The organism is Microbacterium sp. 67-17 (assembly GCF_001898325.1).
In the GTDB taxonomy this organism is placed as follows: Bacteria; Actinomycetota; Actinomycetes; order Actinomycetales; family Microbacteriaceae; genus Microbacterium; species Microbacterium schleiferi.
On sequence record NZ_MKTR01000014.1, the window covers coordinates 238,910 to 255,879 of the forward strand.

17 protein-coding genes are annotated in these 16,970 nt (G+C 68.1%); 9 read left to right on the forward strand and 8 right to left on the reverse strand.

Annotation, left to right across the window (positions count from 1 at the left end; translation table 11 throughout):
• Positions 1-112 precede the first annotated feature (112 nt).
• From BGO47_RS06905 to BGO47_RS06920, 4 genes are read right to left on the reverse strand one after another with little or no spacing between them, the layout of a single operon-like run.
• Positions 113-877 carry an ABC transporter ATP-binding protein gene (locus tag BGO47_RS06905; protein WP_292709862.1) on the reverse strand — a complete coding sequence of 255 codons (765 nt, stop codon included), beginning with the start codon at positions 875-877 and terminating at the stop codon, positions 113-115.
• Positions 874-1,899, reverse strand: a complete 1,026-nt coding sequence (locus BGO47_RS06910; protein ID WP_292709864.1) for an ABC transporter ATP-binding protein — start codon at positions 1,897-1,899, stop codon at positions 874-876. Before BGO47_RS06910 ends, BGO47_RS06905 begins: the two co-directional genes overlap by 4 nt.
• Entirely contained in the window at positions 1,889-2,869 is a 981-nt protein-coding gene (locus BGO47_RS06915) for a branched-chain amino acid ABC transporter permease (RefSeq protein ID WP_292709866.1), read from the reverse strand. Before BGO47_RS06915 ends, BGO47_RS06910 begins: the two co-directional genes overlap by 11 nt.
• 13 nt (positions 2,870-2,882) lie before the next feature.
• Positions 2,883-4,127: a branched-chain amino acid ABC transporter permease gene (locus BGO47_RS06920; protein ID WP_292709952.1), complete on the reverse strand. Its 1,245-nt coding sequence runs from the start codon at positions 4,125-4,127 to the stop codon at positions 2,883-2,885.
• A 283-nt stretch (positions 4,128-4,410) separates the two neighbouring features.
• Between BGO47_RS06920 and guaB the strand changes: the two genes are divergently transcribed.
• The 8 genes from guaB (at position 4,411) to BGO47_RS06960 (ending at position 11,350) form a co-directional block, all read left to right on the forward strand.
• Positions 4,411-5,913: an IMP dehydrogenase gene (gene guaB, locus BGO47_RS06925; RefSeq protein WP_292709868.1), complete on the forward strand. Its 1,503-nt coding sequence runs from the start codon at positions 4,411-4,413 to the stop codon at positions 5,911-5,913.
• A 210-nt stretch (positions 5,914-6,123) separates the two neighbouring features.
• The gene (locus tag BGO47_RS06930; protein ID WP_292709870.1) at positions 6,124-6,975 is read left to right on the forward strand and encodes a DUF559 domain-containing protein; all 852 of its coding nucleotides are present in this window, start codon (positions 6,124-6,126) and stop codon (positions 6,973-6,975) included.
• Positions 6,976-7,144: 169 nt separating this feature from the next.
• Positions 7,145-7,423, forward strand: a complete 279-nt coding sequence (locus BGO47_RS06935; protein ID WP_195693077.1) for a DUF2277 domain-containing protein — start codon at positions 7,145-7,147, stop codon at positions 7,421-7,423.
• 172 nt (positions 7,424-7,595) lie between these two features.
• Entirely contained in the window at positions 7,596-8,390 is a 795-nt protein-coding gene (locus tag BGO47_RS06940) for a ThiF family adenylyltransferase (RefSeq protein WP_292709874.1), read from the forward strand.
• Positions 8,387-9,607, forward strand: a complete 1,221-nt coding sequence (glp, locus tag BGO47_RS06945; RefSeq protein WP_292709876.1) for a gephyrin-like molybdotransferase Glp — start codon at positions 8,387-8,389, stop codon at positions 9,605-9,607. The genes BGO47_RS06940 and glp overlap by 4 nt, the downstream gene beginning before the upstream one ends.
• Positions 9,604-10,074 carry a cyclic pyranopterin monophosphate synthase MoaC gene (gene moaC, locus BGO47_RS06950; RefSeq protein ID WP_292709878.1) on the forward strand — a complete coding sequence of 157 codons (471 nt, stop codon included), beginning with the start codon at positions 9,604-9,606 and terminating at the stop codon, positions 10,072-10,074. The genes glp and moaC overlap by 4 nt, the downstream gene beginning before the upstream one ends.
• 29 nt (positions 10,075-10,103) lie before the next feature.
• Entirely contained in the window at positions 10,104-11,117 is a 1,014-nt protein-coding gene (locus BGO47_RS06955; RefSeq protein WP_292709880.1) for a DUF6457 domain-containing protein, read from the forward strand.
• Entirely contained in the window at positions 11,117-11,350 is a 234-nt protein-coding gene (locus BGO47_RS06960; protein ID WP_292709882.1) for a MoaD/ThiS family protein, read from the forward strand. Before BGO47_RS06955 ends, BGO47_RS06960 begins: the two co-directional genes overlap by 1 nt.
• A gap of 118 nt (positions 11,351-11,468) precedes the next feature.
• Here the strand turns inward: BGO47_RS06960 and moaA are convergent, their stop codons facing one another.
• From moaA to BGO47_RS06980, 4 genes are read right to left on the reverse strand one after another with little or no spacing between them, the layout of a single operon-like run.
• A complete protein-coding gene (gene moaA / locus BGO47_RS06965; protein WP_292709884.1) occupies positions 11,469-12,569 on the reverse strand; it encodes a GTP 3',8-cyclase MoaA in 1,101 nt (366 codons plus the stop codon).
• Positions 12,566-13,006, reverse strand: a complete 441-nt coding sequence (locus BGO47_RS06970; RefSeq protein ID WP_292709886.1) for a molybdenum cofactor biosynthesis protein MoaE — start codon at positions 13,004-13,006, stop codon at positions 12,566-12,568. The genes moaA and BGO47_RS06970 overlap by 4 nt, the downstream gene beginning before the upstream one ends.
• Positions 13,006-13,530, reverse strand: coding sequence for a MogA/MoaB family molybdenum cofactor biosynthesis protein (locus BGO47_RS06975; protein ID WP_292709888.1), 525 nt, complete (start codon positions 13,528-13,530; stop codon positions 13,006-13,008). Before BGO47_RS06975 ends, BGO47_RS06970 begins: the two co-directional genes overlap by 1 nt.
• Complete coding sequence (locus BGO47_RS06980) at positions 13,527-15,890, reverse strand: FdhF/YdeP family oxidoreductase (RefSeq protein ID WP_292709890.1); 2,364 nt, start codon at positions 15,888-15,890, stop codon at positions 13,527-13,529. The genes BGO47_RS06975 and BGO47_RS06980 overlap by 4 nt, the downstream gene beginning before the upstream one ends.
• A gap of 157 nt (positions 15,891-16,047) precedes the next feature.
• Between BGO47_RS06980 and fdhD the strand changes: the two genes are divergently transcribed.
• Positions 16,048-16,926, forward strand: a complete 879-nt coding sequence (fdhD, locus tag BGO47_RS06985; RefSeq protein ID WP_292709892.1) for a formate dehydrogenase accessory sulfurtransferase FdhD — start codon at positions 16,048-16,050, stop codon at positions 16,924-16,926.
• Positions 16,927-16,970 lie beyond the last annotated feature (44 nt).

Below are 16,970 nucleotides of genomic sequence, written 5' to 3' on the forward strand. Positions count from 1 at the left end.
GAACTCTCACGCGAGGGGTCGCAACACGCCGTATCCCTAGGGAGCGGTGCGGCGTGTTGCGACCCCTCGCGTGGGGCAGGGGCCCTCAGGGCGCCGGCGCGGCGAGTCCGGGCTAGGCGCCGAGGGTGCCGAGGTAGAGGCCGATGACCTTCGGGTCGTTCAGCAGCTCGCGGCCGGTGCCGGTGTAGGCATCCTTGCCCTGGTCGAGCACGTAGCCGCGGTCACAGATCTGGAGGCACCGACGGGCGTTCTGCTCGACCATGATCGTCGTCACGCCGGCCTTGTTGATCTCGGAGACGCGCAGGAAGGCGTCGTCCTGCCGGGCGGGGGAGAGGCCGGCGGAGGGCTCGTCGAGCAGGATGACGGCAGGGTCCATCATGAGGGCACGACTCATCGCGACCATCTGACGCTCACCGCCCGAGAGTGAGCCCGCTCGCTGGTTCAGCCGCTTGCCGAGCTCCGAGAAGATACCGGTAACGAACTCCAGTCGCTCGTTGTAGAGCTTGGGGCGCTGGAACAGGCCCATCTGGAGGTTCTCGGCGATCGTGAGGCTCGGGAAGACGTTGTTGGTCTGCGGCACGAACCCGACACCCTTGGCAACGAGCTTGTTCGCCTTGAGGCCCGTGATCTTCTCGCCGTTCAGGGAGATGTCACCCTGGCGCACCTTCACCTGACCGAAGATCGCCTTGAGCAGCGTCGACTTGCCGGCGCCGTTGGGGCCGATGATGCCGATGAGCTCGCCGTCCCAGGCGGTCAGGGTCGCTCCGTTGAGGATGTTGACTCCGGGCAGGTACCCGGCGTGAACGTCATCGACCAGAACGACGGGTGTGCCCTCGCGGACGGGGGGACGCTCGTCGGTGGCTGCTGCGTCGGTCATGACTTCTCCGTCCCGGTGCTCTCGCCCGACTCAGGTGTCTTGCTGGGGCTGGCATCCGACTCGTGGTGAAGGGTCTTCTCGATCACCTCGTCGAACTCCTGCACCTCCTGCTGCAGTTCGATGGCGGCGGTATTGAGTTCGCCGGGCACACGGCCCGTGACAACGCCCAGGTCGACATCCTGGTGCGACCCGAGGTAGGCATCGATCACCGCGGGGTTCTGCATGACGGTGTCGGGCGGCCCCTCGGCGACGATCTTGCCCTCGGCCATCACGACGACCCAGTCGGCGATGTGACGGACCATGTGCATGTCGTGTTCGACGAACAGCACCGTCATGCCCTCGTCCTTCAGGTCCAGGATGTGGTCAAGCAGCGACTGCGTGAGCGCAGGGTTCACCCCAGCCATCGGCTCATCGAGCATCACGAACTGCGGCGAGCTCATGAGGGCTCGCGCCATCTCGAGGAGCTTGCGCTGGCCACCCGACAGGCTCGCCGCGAAATCGGACTCCTTCGCGTCGAGCTTGAACTTCTTCAGCAGCACGCGGGCGCGCTCTTCGATCTCGGCATCCTGCTTTCGCCACAGGAACGGGAAGAGGGACGCGAAGAAGCTCTCGCCCCGTTGCCCCGTCGCACCGAGCTTCATGTTCTCGAGCACTGTCAGAAGTCCCAGAGCCTTGGTCAGCTGGAACGTGCGCACCGCGCCCATCCGCGACACCTTGAACGCGGGAACTCCCGCGAGCGCTGTGCCGTCGAAGGTCCACGACCCCTCATCGGGCTTGTCGAAGCCGGTGAGCAGGTTGAAGAACGTCGTCTTTCCGGCGCCGTTCGGGCCGATCAGGGCGGTGATCGCATTCCGCGGGATCTCGAGGTGCTCGACATTCACGGCGGTCAGGCCGCCGAACGTGCGCTTCACGCCGTCGGCGATGATGATCGGGTCGACCTTGGCGACACCCGGGCGGATCTCACCCTCATGAAGGCCTGTCGTCTTGGGACGCGCCACCGGCGCGAGCGGCTCATCGGACAAAGCTCAACTCCTTCTTGTTCCCGAGGATCCCCTGCGGGCGGAAGATGATCAGCAGCATGAGCGCGACCCCGATCAGGACGAAGACCGACTGCTGTGCCTGCTCGCGCGAGAGGAAGGGCAAGAGCCCGGCATCCACCAGCGCGGGAAGGAGGTTGGAGAGGAACGCTCGCACGACCCAGAACAACACGGCGCCGAGCACGGGGCCGAAGATCGTCGCCGCCCCGCCCAGCAGCAGCGCCGTCCAGATGAAGAAGGTCTGCGAGGTCACGTAGACGTTGGGGTTGACGTTCGTTCCCATCGCCGTGACGATGCCGCCGGCGGCGATGATGACGCCACCGATGACGAGGGCCTGCATCTTGAACGAGAACACGTTCTTGCCGAGCGACCGCACGGCATCCTCGTCTTCTCGGATGCCCTTGATGACGCGTCCCCAGGGGCTGCGCATCAGCGACCAGGTGAACAGCACGGCTACCGCGGTCAATGCCAGGCCGATGATGATGACCCACCACTGATCGCTCGTGTACGTCCACGGGCCGAAGCCATAGGTCCCCTGCGGCAGCGGGTTTGCCGCACGGAACTCGGCCTGGAAGCCGAACAGGCCGTCAGCAGAACCGGTCACGTCCTTGTAGGCGGTCGAGAGGAACAGCAGCCGCACGACCTCTGCGGCGGCGATCGTCACGATCGCGAGGTAGTCGCCGCGAAGACGCAGCGTCGGGATGCCGAGAATCAGCGCGAACACCGCTGCGAGCACGAAGCCGACGAGCGCCGCCGCCCACCACGGCAGCCCGAACGTCAGGATCGAGATCGCGAAACCGTAAGCACCGACTGCCATGAAGCCGGCGACACCCATGTTCAGCAGGCCCGCGAAGCCGAAGTGGATCGACAGGCCGATAGCCGCCAGCGCGAAGCCGAGGGTGGTGGGGCTGAGGATCTGGCTCAGCGTGTTGCTCAGAATCTGACCGAAGTCCATCGTCGTACCCCCTTCAGCCCACTCGCTCTTTTCGACCCAGGATGCCCTGTGGTCGCAAGAGGAGGATCAGAATCAGGACGACCAGCGCGCCCACATACTTGAGATCGTCGGGAACCCCGAACAGGCTCGTGGTCTCGACGAGGATGCCGACGATGAGGGATCCGACCAGGGCGCCAAGGGCAGTGCCGAGGCCGCCGAGGACCACCGCGGCAAACAGCAGCAGCAGGATGCTCGAGCCCATGTCCCACTTGATGCCGGGGCGGAAGTAGGCCCACAGGACGCCGGAGAGCCCCGCGAGGGAGGCCGCCAGGATCCAGACGATCCGTACGATCGCGTCCACGTCGATTCCGGATGCCGCCGCCAGCGATGGGTTGTCGGACACTGCCCGCGTCGCGCGCCCGATCCGACTGCGCGTGAGCCACAGAGCGAAGACGATGATCACGACGACCGAGATGACCATGCTGAGCAGGTCCATCCAGGTCAGCACGATCGACCCCGGCAGCGGGATGACGCCGGAGAGCGGATTGGGCAGTTGCAGGGTGCCGCCGCCGACGAACATCTGGAAGATGTAGCGGAGGGCCAGCGAGAGCCCGATCGACACGATCATCAGCTGGACGACACCGAGGCCCTTTCGGCGCAGGGGGCGCCAGAGCCCGGCATCCATCGCGTATCCGAATGCTCCTGACACGATCACCGCCAGCGGGACTGCCACGAGCAGCGGCAGACTCAATCCCACGGCGAACAGCAGCGCTATGAGGGCACCGAAGGTGACCATCTCGCCGTGGGCGAAGTTCGAGATCCCGGTCGTGCCGTAGACCAGCGACAGGCCGATGGCCGCCAGCGCCAGCATCAACCCGAAGTTGACGCCATTGACCAGCCGCTCTAGCAACTGATCGATGAAGCTCGTCGTGTTGCGTTCGCCTTCACCGATGAAGAAGTTCGTCGTGACGCGGCCACCCGGCCCGACGGTGACCTCACGGACATTGGGCGAGGTGTCTTCGCCGGTCTCGTCGATGACAGCGATGCCCTCGGGGAGCGTCTCTTCGTTGAGGGTGACTGTGTAATCAGCATTGCGTTCGGGCACCCCGACCGACCACTGCCCGCTGGCGTCTGTCTCGACTGTCTGTTCGCCGCCGGGACCGTCCACCGTGAGCTCGACGCCCTCGAGCGGCTCGCCCTCGAGCTGCACGTTGCCGCTGATACGGTAGGGATCGTCCTCGGCCGCGTGCGCCGCGGTCGGCAGGGCGAGAAGGCCCATGAGGGTCAGTGCCAACGCCAGAAGCGCACCCGCGCGATTGCGCGTCGTCCTGGCTCGGGCATTCGGATGTGTCACTCAGACCTCCCGGACGGCAACGGCCGAGGAAGTCGCTTCGACCGTGATAGACGACCGTACGAGCGTAATGTGTCGGCGGTGTTTCCGGGGCATATTCGGGTGAGAACGATCCCATTCCGTTGCGGGGCTGGCCGCGAGGACGACTCGGGAATGTTGGCGAGCCCGCGAACGTAGAATTCTCTATAAGGCTCGCGACCGCAGGAGAAGCATGGACACTCACGACCCGTTCGGATTCGTCGGACTCACCTATGACGACGTGCTTCTGCTGCCGGGTCACACCGATGTTATCCCGAGCGAGGCCGACACGTCGTCCCGGGTGACGCGCCGCATCACCGTCGCGATCCCGCTCATCTCCAGCGCGATGGACACCGTGACCGAGGCGCGGATGGCGATCGCCGTCGCCCGTGAGGGGGGCCTCGGCATCCTGCACCGAAACCTCTCAATCGAAGAGCAGGCGGCTCAGGTCGACCGCGTCAAGCGCAGCGAGTCGGGCATGATCTCCGACCCCGTGACCACGACTCCCGACGCCACGATCGAAGACGTCGACGCGATGTGCGCGACCTACCGCATCTCGGGCCTTCCGGTCGTCGACGATGAGGGAACGCTCGTGGGCATCGTCACCAACCGCGACATGCGCTTCGTGTCGGGCTTCGAGCGCAAGACCACCCTCGTCAAAGACGTCATGACCAGCGAAGGTCTCATCACCGCTCCCGTCGGGATCGGCGCGAACGATGTCATCGCGACCTTCGCCAAGCACCGCGTCGAGAAGCTGCCGCTCATCGACGACAACGGCAAGCTCGCGGGCCTGATCACCATCAAGGACTTCGACAAGAGCGAGAAGTACCCGCTTGCCACCAAGGACGAGCACGGGCGACTGCGCGTGGGAGCTGCCATCGGATTCTTCGGCGATGCGTGGGAGCGTGCTGAGGCGCTGCGGGATGCCGGAGTCGACGTGCTCGTCGTCGACACCGCCAACGGTCAGTCGGCGGGAGTCATCGACATCGTGCGGCGGCTGAAGGCCGACCCGTCGTTCGCGGGCATCGACATCATCGGCGGCAATGTCGCTACCCGCGAGGGTGCGCAGGCGCTGATCGACGCCGGTGTGGATGCCGTTAAGGTCGGCGTGGGCCCGGGCTCGATCTGCACGACGCGCATTGTCGCCGGTGTCGGCGTTCCGCAGGTCACGGCGATCTACGAGGCGTTCCAGGCTGCGCGCGAGGCTGGTGTTCCGGTCATCGCCGACGGTGGCCTGCAGTACTCGGGCGATATCGCGAAGGCGCTGGTTGCTGGCGCAGACTCGGTCATGATCGGTTCGCTGTTCGCCGGCACCGACGAGGCTCCGGGTGAGATCGTCTTCCAGGGCGGCAAGCAGTTCAAGCAGTACCGAGGCATGGGATCGCTCGGGGCTCTCCAGACGCGCGGCAAGAAGACCTCCTACTCGAAGGACCGGTACTTCCAGGCCGACGTCCCCACCGACGACAAGCTCATCCCCGAGGGGATCGAGGGGCAGGTCGCTTACCGCGGCCCGCTCGCTGCAGTCGCCTACCAGCTCGTGGGTGGCCTCCGGCAGTCCATGTTCTACGTCGGCGCCCGCACCGTCGAAGAGCTCAAAGCCAAGGGCAAGTTCGTCCGCATCACGTCTGCCGGCCTCAAGGAATCGCACCCGCACGACGTGCAGATCGTGGTCGAAGCCCCGAACTACAAGCGCTGACCCGCGGCATCCGTCTGGCTCGCCGCACCCGTCTCGGGTCCGCGAGGTTCGCAGATTCGCGCGGGCCCCGCACTTTCTGGCCTGAAGCCTGTGGGGTTGGCGCGATTCTGCGACGTTGGCGGCTCCTCCCCAGCGCAGCCGCGCCGTCAGGAGCGTGTAGAAGGATGCCGTCCGCGGTCGTTGCGCTCGCTGACGACACAGACTCGCGGTGTGACGTCAGAGCTCGAAGAGTGGTTGCGGGAACGGCGCGGAATTGCGCACCGGAGCGACATCTTGCGTGCCGGGTACGGGGTCGCGGCATTGCGCGGGTTCGTGCGGGACGGGAGGGCACGCGTCATCCGTCGCGCATGGGTGACCCTTCCGGATGCCGCGCCCGATCTCGTCACCGCGGCCACCGCGGGCGGGCGGATTTCGTGTCTGTCCCTCGCGCGCAGAAGGGGGTGGTGGATGCCGCCAGACCTGGACCCGCATCCCCATCTGCATATGGTCCCCGGCTCCGGTTCTGCGCGCCTTCCGGACGGATGGCCAGGACGGCTCCACTGGACGATTCCTCTCTCGCCGCCTGGCCGCGACCTCACGGCGACGGTTGAGGACGCTCTGGCTCACGTCGCTGGATGCGTTCCCCATGACGCGGCTCTCGCCGTGTGGGAGTCCGCGGTTCGTGTGGAAGGTCTTGCGCCCGAGGCGCTCAGGTGCATCCCCTGGACCTCCCGGGCCGCGCGAGAGCTGGCCGGGGAGGTTATCGGGCTCTCCGATTCGGGGCTGGAGACCCTCGTCGTCCTGCCGCTGCGCCGCTGGGGCATTCCGGTGGTGCAACAGGCGAGGATCGCCGGACGGTTCGTCGACCTCCTGATCGGCGAGCGGCTCGTGCTGCAGATCGACGGGTTCGCGCATCATTCCTCAAGCGCGCAGCGCACGAAGGACATCGCGCACGACGCCGAGCTCGCGCTTCGCGGATACACCGTCATGCGCTTGAGCTACGCGCAGATCGTTCACGACTGGCCGGCAGTCGAGCGCAGCATCCGTCGCGCCCTCGCGGCACGTCTGCACCTCGCATCCTGAGCCCGCCCGCGCCGCGCCCGTGCATCATCCAGGTCCGCAGAATCGCGCCAGGTTCGCAGGATGCCGCGGCAATCGTGCGAACTTCGCGTGATTCTGCGGACTTCGTGGTGCCGGGCACGGCCCGGGGGAGGGGTGGTCGAGCCGCGCGGGGCGGGCGTATGGTCGGGGCATGTGCCGGAACATCCACACCCTTCACAACTTCGAGCCGGCTGCGACCTCGGATGAGGTGCACGCGGCGGCTTTGCAGTACGTGCGCAAGATCGCCGGGACGACCAAGCCGTCCAAGGCAAACCAGGATGCCTTCGACCGGGCGGTCCACGAGATCGCCCACGCTACCCAGCACCTGCTCGACGACCTCGTCGCCGTAACGCCGCCGAAGAACCGGGAAGAAGAGGCGGCCAAGGCTCGGGCTCGCGCCATCGCGTCGGGGCGCTACTCGGTCGCGTAGGGCAGCTCGCGGAATCCGGGAGCTGGCCTCTGCCGGTGTGCCCCGAGCCCGCAGAATCGCGCGAGGTTCGCAGGATTGTGCCCCACGGATGCGGAGTTGGTGCGAATCTGCGGAGTCGGCGCCGGCTGCCCCGCGAGGCCCAGGCGTGCTGGCGCGGGGCTAGCGTAGGGACATGTCACTTCCCCCTCTCGTCGCGCCCGTCGATGCGCTGACGGATGCCGAACGCGACCGCACCGCGCGCCACCGAAAACTCTTCGCTATCGGTGACCTGGGTCAGCGCCGCCTCGCTGCAGCTCGCGTCGCGGTCGTGGGAGCCGGTGGGCTCGGGTCCTCCGTCATCCTGGCCCTCGCCGCCGCCGGCGTCGGAACGATCGGCATCATCGACGACGACGTCGTGGACCTGACCAACCTGCACCGGCAGATCATTCACTCCGTTGACACAGTCGGCGAGCCGAAGACCGAGAGCGCCGCGGCTCGTGCGCGCGGCCTCGCACCCGGCGTGCGGGTGATCGAGCATCCGGTGCGCCTGACCGCGGCGAACGCGCTCGAGATCCTGTCTGGCTACGACCTCGTGCTCGACGGGTCTGACACCTTTGAGACCCGCGACATCGTGGATGCCGGGGCCGCAGAGCTCGGACTGCCGGTCGTGTGGGGGAGCGTGCTGGAGTTCTGGTCGCAGGTGACCGTCTTCTGGTCGGCGCCACCCGCCGGCGTGGATCCGGTGCGCCTGAGCGACCTGTTCCCCGTCGGATCGACCGGCCAGGTCGTCACGTGCGAGCAGGTCGGCGTGCTGGCCTCTGTCTGCATGCAGACCGGGTCGCTCATGGCATCCGAGGCGATCAAGCTCATCGTCGGTGAGGGGCGCCCGCTGCTCGGGCGGATCGCCGTCATCGACGCCCTCGCCGGAACGATGCGAGAACTCCCGGTCCGCTCGGCATCCGCCGTTCCTGCGCCGTCACACGCATGAGCTTCACGCGCACTGTCGCCGAGCATCGCGACGCGATCCTCGCGGCGACCACGCCCTTGACGCCGGTGCGGGTCTCCATCACGGATGCCTGGGGTCGCACGACCGCGGAACCTGTCGTTGCGACCCTCGAGATCCCCGCCTTCGACAATTCCGCGATGGATGGCTACGCCGTCCGGACCGGCGACGGAGCCGTCCCGCGAACCGTCGTCGCCGACATCCCGGCAGGCGTTGCCCCCGGCGCCAGCATCGGGCCCGGGGAAGCAGCCCGGATCATGACAGGCGCTCCGCTTCCGGCGGGAGCCGACGCCATCGTGCCGCACGAGCAGACCGCGGAGCCGTTCCGTGACGTCGCGCCGGGATCGGTCATTCACCTCGACGCCGCGCCGACCCCCGGCGCGCACATTCGCGGCCGGGGAGATGACGTCTCGGTCGGGGATGCCGTGGTCGCGGCAGGCGAGCGACTGGGTGCGCTGCAGCGATCGGCGGCGGCAGCGGCCGGTGCGGCATCCGTGCTCGTTCGCCCGGCCCCGCGCGTTGTGGTGATCGCCAGCGGCGACGAGCTGGTCGCGCCTGGTGAGCCCGTCGGGCCGGGGCAGATCCCCGAGTCGAACGGGCTGCTGCTCGACGGACTCGTGCGAGCAGCTGACGGTGTCGTCACCGAGCTCATCCGCGTCGGCGATGACCCGGCGGTGTTGCGGCGGGTACTCGCCCGCGTCGAAGCCGACTCCCCGGACGCGATCGTGCTGACCGGCGGCGCAAGCGTCGGCGCCTACGAGGTGGTGCGCGAGGTGCTCGAACCGACAGGTGTGCAGTTCCTGACGGTCGCTATGCAGCCCGGCAAGCCGCAGGGGCACGGCGCCGTCGGCGGCATCCCGGTCTTCTGCCTGCCCGGGAACCCCGTGAGCGTCGCCGTGTCGTTCGAGGCATTTGTGCGCCCGGCGCTGCTGCGGATGCAGGGCAGACATGACGTGCTGCGCCCGATCGTGCGCCTGCGAGTCTCGACCGGATGGCGCACGCCGCCCGGTCGCGAGCAGTTCATGCCCGTCGCAATCGATCGGTCGGATCCCGCGGTATGGACGGTGCGTCCGGCGACAGCGGGCGGATCCGGTTCCCACCGCGCCGGTGCGCTCGCGCTCGCCGAGGCGTGGGCAGTGGTTCCGGCATCCGTCGAGGCGGTGGCCGCGGGCGATCTCGTCGATGTCATGCTGGTGACATGAGTTTCACGCACCTCGACGAGTCCGGTCACGCCCGCATGGTGGATGTCACCGGCAAGCAGCCGACGGTGCGTGCGGCCTCCGCGCGCGCCTTTGTCTCGATGGCTCCCGACACCGTCGCGGCGCTGCGTGAGGGCAGTGTGCCGAAGGGTGATGTGCTCGCGGTCGCGCGGATCGCCGGCATCCAGGCCGCCAAGCGCACCCCCGAACTGCTGCCGCTCGCGCACGTCATCGGGGTGCACGGCGTCGTCGTGGACCTGCAGATCGAGGATGCCGGAATGAGCATCACCGCGACGGTGCGCACCGCCGACCGCACCGGGGTCGAGATGGAGGCGCTGACCGCCGTGACCGTCGCTGCGCTCTCGGTGGTCGACATGGTCAAGGGTATCGACCGCACCGTCACCATCACGGATGCCTGCATCACCGCCAAAGAGGGCGGCCGCTCGGGATCGTGGACGCGTGCGGAGTGATGCCTGACGACCCGGTTTCAGGTCCGGGTGTGTCCGCCCCCCGTCCGCGAGCCCGGATCGGTGCGATCATCCTGTCGGGAGGCCGGGCATCGCGGATGGGCGGTATCGACAAGACCACCCTGGAGGTCGCTGGTCGGTCGATGCTGCGACGTACGACGGATGCCGCGCTCGACGCGTGTGATGGGACAGTCATCGTCGTCGGCACGCCGCCCACGCACCCGGCGACGGGTCGCTACCCTGCCGAGGCCGGGCCGAATGCAGGATCAATGCCCTACGGAGCCGCGCCGACGGGTACGGGTGCGCCGTTCATCCTGCGTTCGGGACAGCCGGCCGCATCGCGCGTCGTGGTGATGCGCGAGGAACCGGCAGGAGGCGGGCCGGTCGCCGCGATCACCGCAGTGATCGGCCGCGTGGATGCCGACGAGGTGCTGCTGTTGGCCGGCGACCTCGCCGCAGGCGATCGCACCGTGGCGGCCCTCGTCGCGGCGGGTCGGGGCGACTCCGCAGGCGTGGACGGGATCGTGCTCGTGGACGGTGCCGGTCGCCGCCAGTGGCTTTGTGCCCGGATTCGGACGCAGGTGCTCGCCGAGGCCACTGCCAGACTGACGAATCCGGTGGGGGCGCGGATGAGTGATCTGTTCGCCGACCTGCACTGCCGAGATCTGCCGGATGCCACCGGGGTGACGACCGATGTCGACACGTGGCAGGATCTGTCCCGTGCCCGGTCTCGAGAGTCAGGAGCCCGCATGAACGACCGCACCCTTCCGCCCGAGGCGCTCGATGAGTGGTCCTCGATCCTGCGCGACCGCTTCGGTCTGGATGCCGAGCAGGTTCCGATTGCACTCGTTCTCGACCTCGCGCGCGATGTCGCGCATGACGTCGCGCGCCCCGCTGCGCCGTTAAGCGCTTTCGTCGCAGGGCTCGTTGCCGGCCGTGCGGGCGGCAGTCCCCACGACACGGCGGCTGCCCTCGCCGAAGTCGTTGCGCTCGCCGGCGCGTGGGCCGAGGGTCGTGCTCCTCGCAGCGACGGGAGCGGAGTCTGATGGCGACGGTTCGCTACTTCGCCGGCGCAGCTGACGCGGCCGGTGCCGAGGAAGAGATCCGCGGCGAGGTGACGCTCGACGCCCTGCGCGCTGCGATCGTGCGTGACCACGAACGCCTCGGATTCGTGCTGCCGCGGTGCGCGGTGCTCGTCAACGGAGAGCGCACGGATGCCGATATGCCGCTGTCGGCATCCGATGTCGTCGACATCCTGCCGCCCTTCGCCGGCGGCTGAGCGCGTCCGAACTTCGCAGATTCGCGCGAAGTTCGCAGGATGACGCAGTGGCGGTGCGACGTACGCGCGATTCTGCGGACTTCGCTCGGGCACGTCGCGGGGGCGTGGATGCCGGGGGTCAGCCGCCGATCGCGCTCATGGGGCGCTGGGGCTGGAGGAATCCGGGGTCGTCGATTCCGTGACCGGCGCGCTTGCCCGCGATCGACCGGCGTAGCAGCTCGGCTATCGCGTCGTCGTCAGCCGGCCCGACGCCCTCGCCCCCGCGCAGTAGCGGCAGCAGATCGGACTCCTCGCGGGCGAACAGGCAGTTGCGAATCTGCCCGTCAGCAGTCAGCCGCACGCGGTCGCACGCGCCGCAGAACGGAGCTGACACCGACGCGATGAGCCCGACAGTGGTCGGCCCGCCATCCACGAGGTAGTCCTGCGACGGCGATGAACCGCGCTCGCCGATCGGTGTGAGCGTGAAGCGCTGCGTGAGCTTGTCGAGAATCTCGCCGGCATCGACCATCTCGGTGCGCGACCAGGTGTGCCCGGGATCCAGCGGCATCTGCTCGATGAACCGCATCTGCGCGCCGTTGTCGACCGCGAACTGCACCAGGTCGACGATCTCGTCGTCGTTGACGCCGCGCATCGGCACCGCGTTGAGCTTGAGCGGTGAGAACCCGGCGCGGCGGGCCGCGCGGATGCCGCGCAGAACGTCATCCAGGCGATCGCGGCGCGTCAACTCCGCGAAGCGGCCCCGCCGCAGCGTGTCGATCGAGACATTCACCCGCGCAAGACCCGCCTCTCGCAGCGGCTCGGCAAGCTCGGGGAGCTTGAGTCCGTTGGTCGTCATCGACACCTCGAGCGGGCCCGCGACCCCCTCGATCGCGGCCACGCGACGCACGACATCCACGATGTCGCGGCGCAGCAACGGCTCACCGCCGGTCAACCGAACCTCGACGATGCCGAGGCTTGCGAGAACGCCCGCAACCCGCACGATCTCGTCAGTCGTCAGGATGCTGCTCTTGGCGAGCCACTCCACACCCTGCTCGGGCATGCAATAGGTGCAGCGCAGCGAACAGCGATCGGTCAGCGAGATCCGCAGGTCCCGATGGACCCGGCCGAACCTGTCGACCAACTGCCCGCGCGAGCCGGGTGCCGCACGCTCGCTGGGCGCCGCATCGACGCCGCCGGGCCGGGCGAGCGTCGTCGGCAGGGGCAGGGGGACCGCGCTCATGCGTCGAGTCCCACCCAGCTTGCGGTGCCGTCGTGTTCGTGCTGACGCTTCCAGATCGGTAAGTCGGTCTTGATGCGCTCGATCAGCGCCCGGCACACCTCGAACGCGGGAGCGCGGTGGGCGCTCGAGACTGCGACGACCACGGCGAGGTCGCCGACAGCGAGCTTTCCGATGCGGTGCGTCACGGCGATGGCGCACTCGGCGTCAGTCTCAGCGAGACAAGACGCCGCGATCTCGCCCAGGATCCGCTCGGCGTCCGGGTGCGACGAATACTCGAGAAGCGTCACCTCACCGTGCGCGCCCGGATCGTGGTCGCGGACCGTGCCGATAAAGGTCGCGATCCCGCCGACGGTCGGGTCCGACACCGCGGCGAGGTGCGCCGCGAGGTCGAGGGGCACGTCGCTGATCCGTGCGACCCGCACGGCATCCTGTGTCATCAGTGATCACCGCCCGTGAGCTGATCGAGCACGTGCGGCAGCAGCGGCAGTAGCGTCTCGAGGCCCTCAGTGGCACCGCGCGTCGAGCCGGGTAGATTCGCGATCACCGAACCGGGCCCGTCGACGACGCCGACGATGCCGCGCGAGAGCGCAGCCATCGGTGTGGATGCCGCCCCCTCGCGTCGCAGCAGTTCGGCAAGGCCAGGAATCTCCCGGTCGATGACTGTGTGAGTTGCCTCGGGAGTGCGATCGCGCGGCCCTACCCCCGTGCCCCCGGTCGTGATGATCACGCGGGCGCCGGCATCCAGTGCCCGACGGATGCCGGCGGCAACCGATTCCTCACCGTCCGTCACAACGGACGCGGCCTCGCACGCATACCCCGCTTCGACAAGCCGCTGCACGAGTCTCGGCCCTGTCGCATCCGGACGCTCCCCGGATGCTGCCCGATCGGATGCCGTCACGACGGCAGCGCGAACCTCCGCCCGGCCCGGGGGCGCAGCTGCAGCATCCGTGGCGGCTGTCACGAGCTCGGCCGCCCCGCCACCGTGTCTGTCCCTGCGACCGAACCCCGACGCTCGAGACGGATGATGACGGACTTGGAGGTCGGCGTGCCCGATCCGTCGGCCGTCGAATCCAGCGGAACGAGGACGTTCGTCTCGGGGTAATAGGCCGCGGCGTTGCCGACGGGGGTGTCGTAGTGCACCACTCGGAACTCCTCGGCACGCCGCTCGGTTCCGTCGGTCCACACCGAAACGAGATCGATGATCTCGCCGTCGGCGACGCCCGCGGCTTCGGCATCCGTTCCGTTGACGAGCACGACGCGGCGCCCGTCACGGATGCCGCGGTACCGGTCGTCCTTGCCGTAGATCGTGGTGTTGTACTGGTCGTGGCTGCGCAGGGTCTGCAGCAGCAGGTGTCCCTCGGGGATCGTCGGGTACTCGAGCTCGTTGGCTGTGAAGAGCGCCTTGCCGGTGACTGTCGTGAAGCGGCGCTCGTCGCGGGGGCCGTTGGGGAGGAAGAAGGTGCGCCCCTTCGCGATGCGCGCCTCGTAGTCATCGAAACCCGGAATGACGGCCTGGATGTGCGCGCGCACCGTCGCGTAGTCGGCCTCGATGGCTTTCCAGTCGGCCCGGGGAGCATTCGGTAGGGCGTTGGGCCCTGCGAACAAGCGCTCGGCGATCCGAGCGACGATCGCCACTTCCGACAGCATGTCGTCGGCGGGGGGCTTCAGACGCCCTCGCGATGCGTGGACAGCGCCCATGGAGTCCTCGACGGTGACGCGCTGGTCGATCCCGCCGCGGTGGTCGCGATCGGTGCGGCCGAGAGTCGGGAGGATGACGGCGCGCGTGCCGGTCACGAGGTGCGAGCGGTTGAGCTTGGTCGAGACCTCGACGGTGAGTCGGAGGTTTCGCATGGCGGCTTCCGTCACGGCGGTGTCGGGGGTGGCTGAGACGAAGTTGCCGCCCATCCCCATGAAAAAGCGCGCTTTGCCGTCGCGCATGGCACGGATCGCTTCAACGGTGTCGTAGCCGTGCTTGCGGGGGGCCGCGAACGAGAACTCCGCGTCGAGGGCCTCGAGGAACGGTTCGGGCATCTTCTCGTAGATGCCCATCGTGCGATCGCCCTGCACGTTCGAGTGACCGCGCACCGGGCAGACCCCGGCGCCGGGCCGACCGACGTTCCCTTGCAGAAGTAGCAGGTTGACGACATCGCGCAGCGTCGCGACCGAGTGCTTGTGCTGCGTGAGTCCCATCGCCCAGCACACGATCGTCGCGGGCGATGCGATCACCAGATCGCCGATCTCCCGCATCCGTGCCTCGCTCAGGCCCGTCGCCGTTTCGAACTCGCTCCAGGATGCCGCCTGAATGAGGTCGGCGTAGGCGGAGAAGTCGCTCGTGTGCTGGGTCAGGAAGTCGGCATCCAGGATGCCCGGCTCGCCAGACTCCACGCGACGCTCGTGCTGCTCGAACACATGCTTGGCGAGCGCCTGAAACAGGGCCTGGTCACCGCCCATCCGGATCTGCACGAACTCATCGGCGATCGGGGTGCCATCCCCGATGACACCGCGCGGGATCTGCGGATTCTTGAACCGCATGAGCCCGGCTTCGGGCAGAGGGTTCACCGCGACGATCGTCGCGCCCTTCATCTTCGCCTTCTCGAGGGCGCTCAGCATGCGGGGGTGGTTTGTGCCGGGGTTCTGCCCCGCAACGATGATGAGGCTGGCGTTGTGGATGTCTTCGATCGATACCGTGCCCTTGCCGATACCCAGCGTCTGCGACAGCGCGACCCCGCTGGACTCGTGGCACATGTTCGAGCAGTCGGGGAGGTTGTTGGTGCCAAGGCCCCGCACCAGCAGCTGGTAGAGGAAAGCAGCCTCGTTCGAGGTGCGGCCGGAGGTGTAGAAGATCGCCTCATCGGGGCTGTCGAGCCCGCGCAACTCGTCGGCGATCAGGTCGAGGGCCTCATCCCAGCTGGCCGGACGGTAGTGCGTGGCGCCCTCGTCGAGAATCATCGGTTCGACCAGGCGCCCCTGCTGCCCGAGCCAGTAGTCGTCGTGCTCCAGAAGGTCGGCGACCGAATGCCGCGCGAAGAAATCGGCAGTCACGCGGCGCACCGTCGCTTCTTCGGCAACGGCCTTGGCGCCGTTCTCGCAGAATTCGGCGATGTGGCGCTTGTCTTCCTCGGGCCACGCGCAGCCCGGGCAGTCGAACCCGTCCTTCTGGTTCACACGCAGCAGCGTCCGGGCGCTGCGCACCAGACCCATCTGCTCGATCGACATCTCGAGGGCGTGCATGACGGCGGGCACGCCGACGGCTTCGGTCGCTGGCGCCGAGACACGGAGCTTCGACTCGTCGATATCTGCAGTGGGGGCGGACTTTGCCATGGTGGATTCTCCGGGTGGACTCTCCGGCGGGAGCGGGTGACCTCTCCACGCCGCCGGTCGACGTCGACCTGTTCTCCCGAGACTAACGCCGATCCTCGGCATCCGGCCCCGTCGCGCGGGTGCGGGGCACAATGGGAACTGAACGAAGGGGTCCGAGATGGCAACAGGGATGACGCGGCATCGCGTGACCCGCGTGCGGTGGAACGAGGGCGCGGATGGTGCAACGACGTCGACGCGGGAGGATATCGTGGCCCGCGAAGAGCCGCTGGAAATCCGGATCGACGGCACCTCGTGGTCGGTGACGATGCGCACTCCCGGCGATGACTTCGACCTCGTGGCCGGCTTCCTCGTTTCGGAAGGCGTGATCGCGGCCAGGGATGAACTAGCCTCACTGCGCTACTGCGCCGGATTCGACGAGTTCGGTCGCCGGGAAGAGAACACCTACAACGTCATTGACGCCGTGCTGGGGCGTGGCGCGGTGCCCCCGACGGATGCCCACGCTCGCCACTCCACGACGACCTCGGCCTGTGGAATCTGCGGTACCACCTCGATCGAGGCTGTCAGCAAGCAGTCGCGCTTCGAGGTCGCAGACGACGGCATCCGGATCGATGCCGGCATCCTCGCGCGTCTGCCCGACGTGCTTCGCGAGAGCCAGGCCCTGTTCGACCGGACCGGCGGTGTGCACGCCGCGGGCCTGTTCACCGCCCAGGGGGAGTTGCTGTGCCTGCGCGAGGACGTCGGACGCCACAACGCCGTCGACAAGATCGTCGGGTGGGCCGTGCGCGAAGACCGTCTGCCGCTCTCAGGAACAGTGCTGCAGGTATCGGGGCGCGCCTCGTTCGAACTGGTCCAGAAGGCGCGGCTCGCCGGCATCCCGGTGCTCGCCGCCGTCAGCGCGCCCTCGTCTCTCGCGGTGGATCTGGCTGCGGCATCCGGGATGACGCTCGTCGGCTTCAGCCGCGGTGCGAGCCTCGCGATCTACACCTGCCCCGAGCGGGTGCTCGTGCCTGCGGCAGCAGGCGCCACTGCGCGCTGAACCCCCACGCGAGGGGTCGAAACACGCCGCAGCGCTCCGCGCCG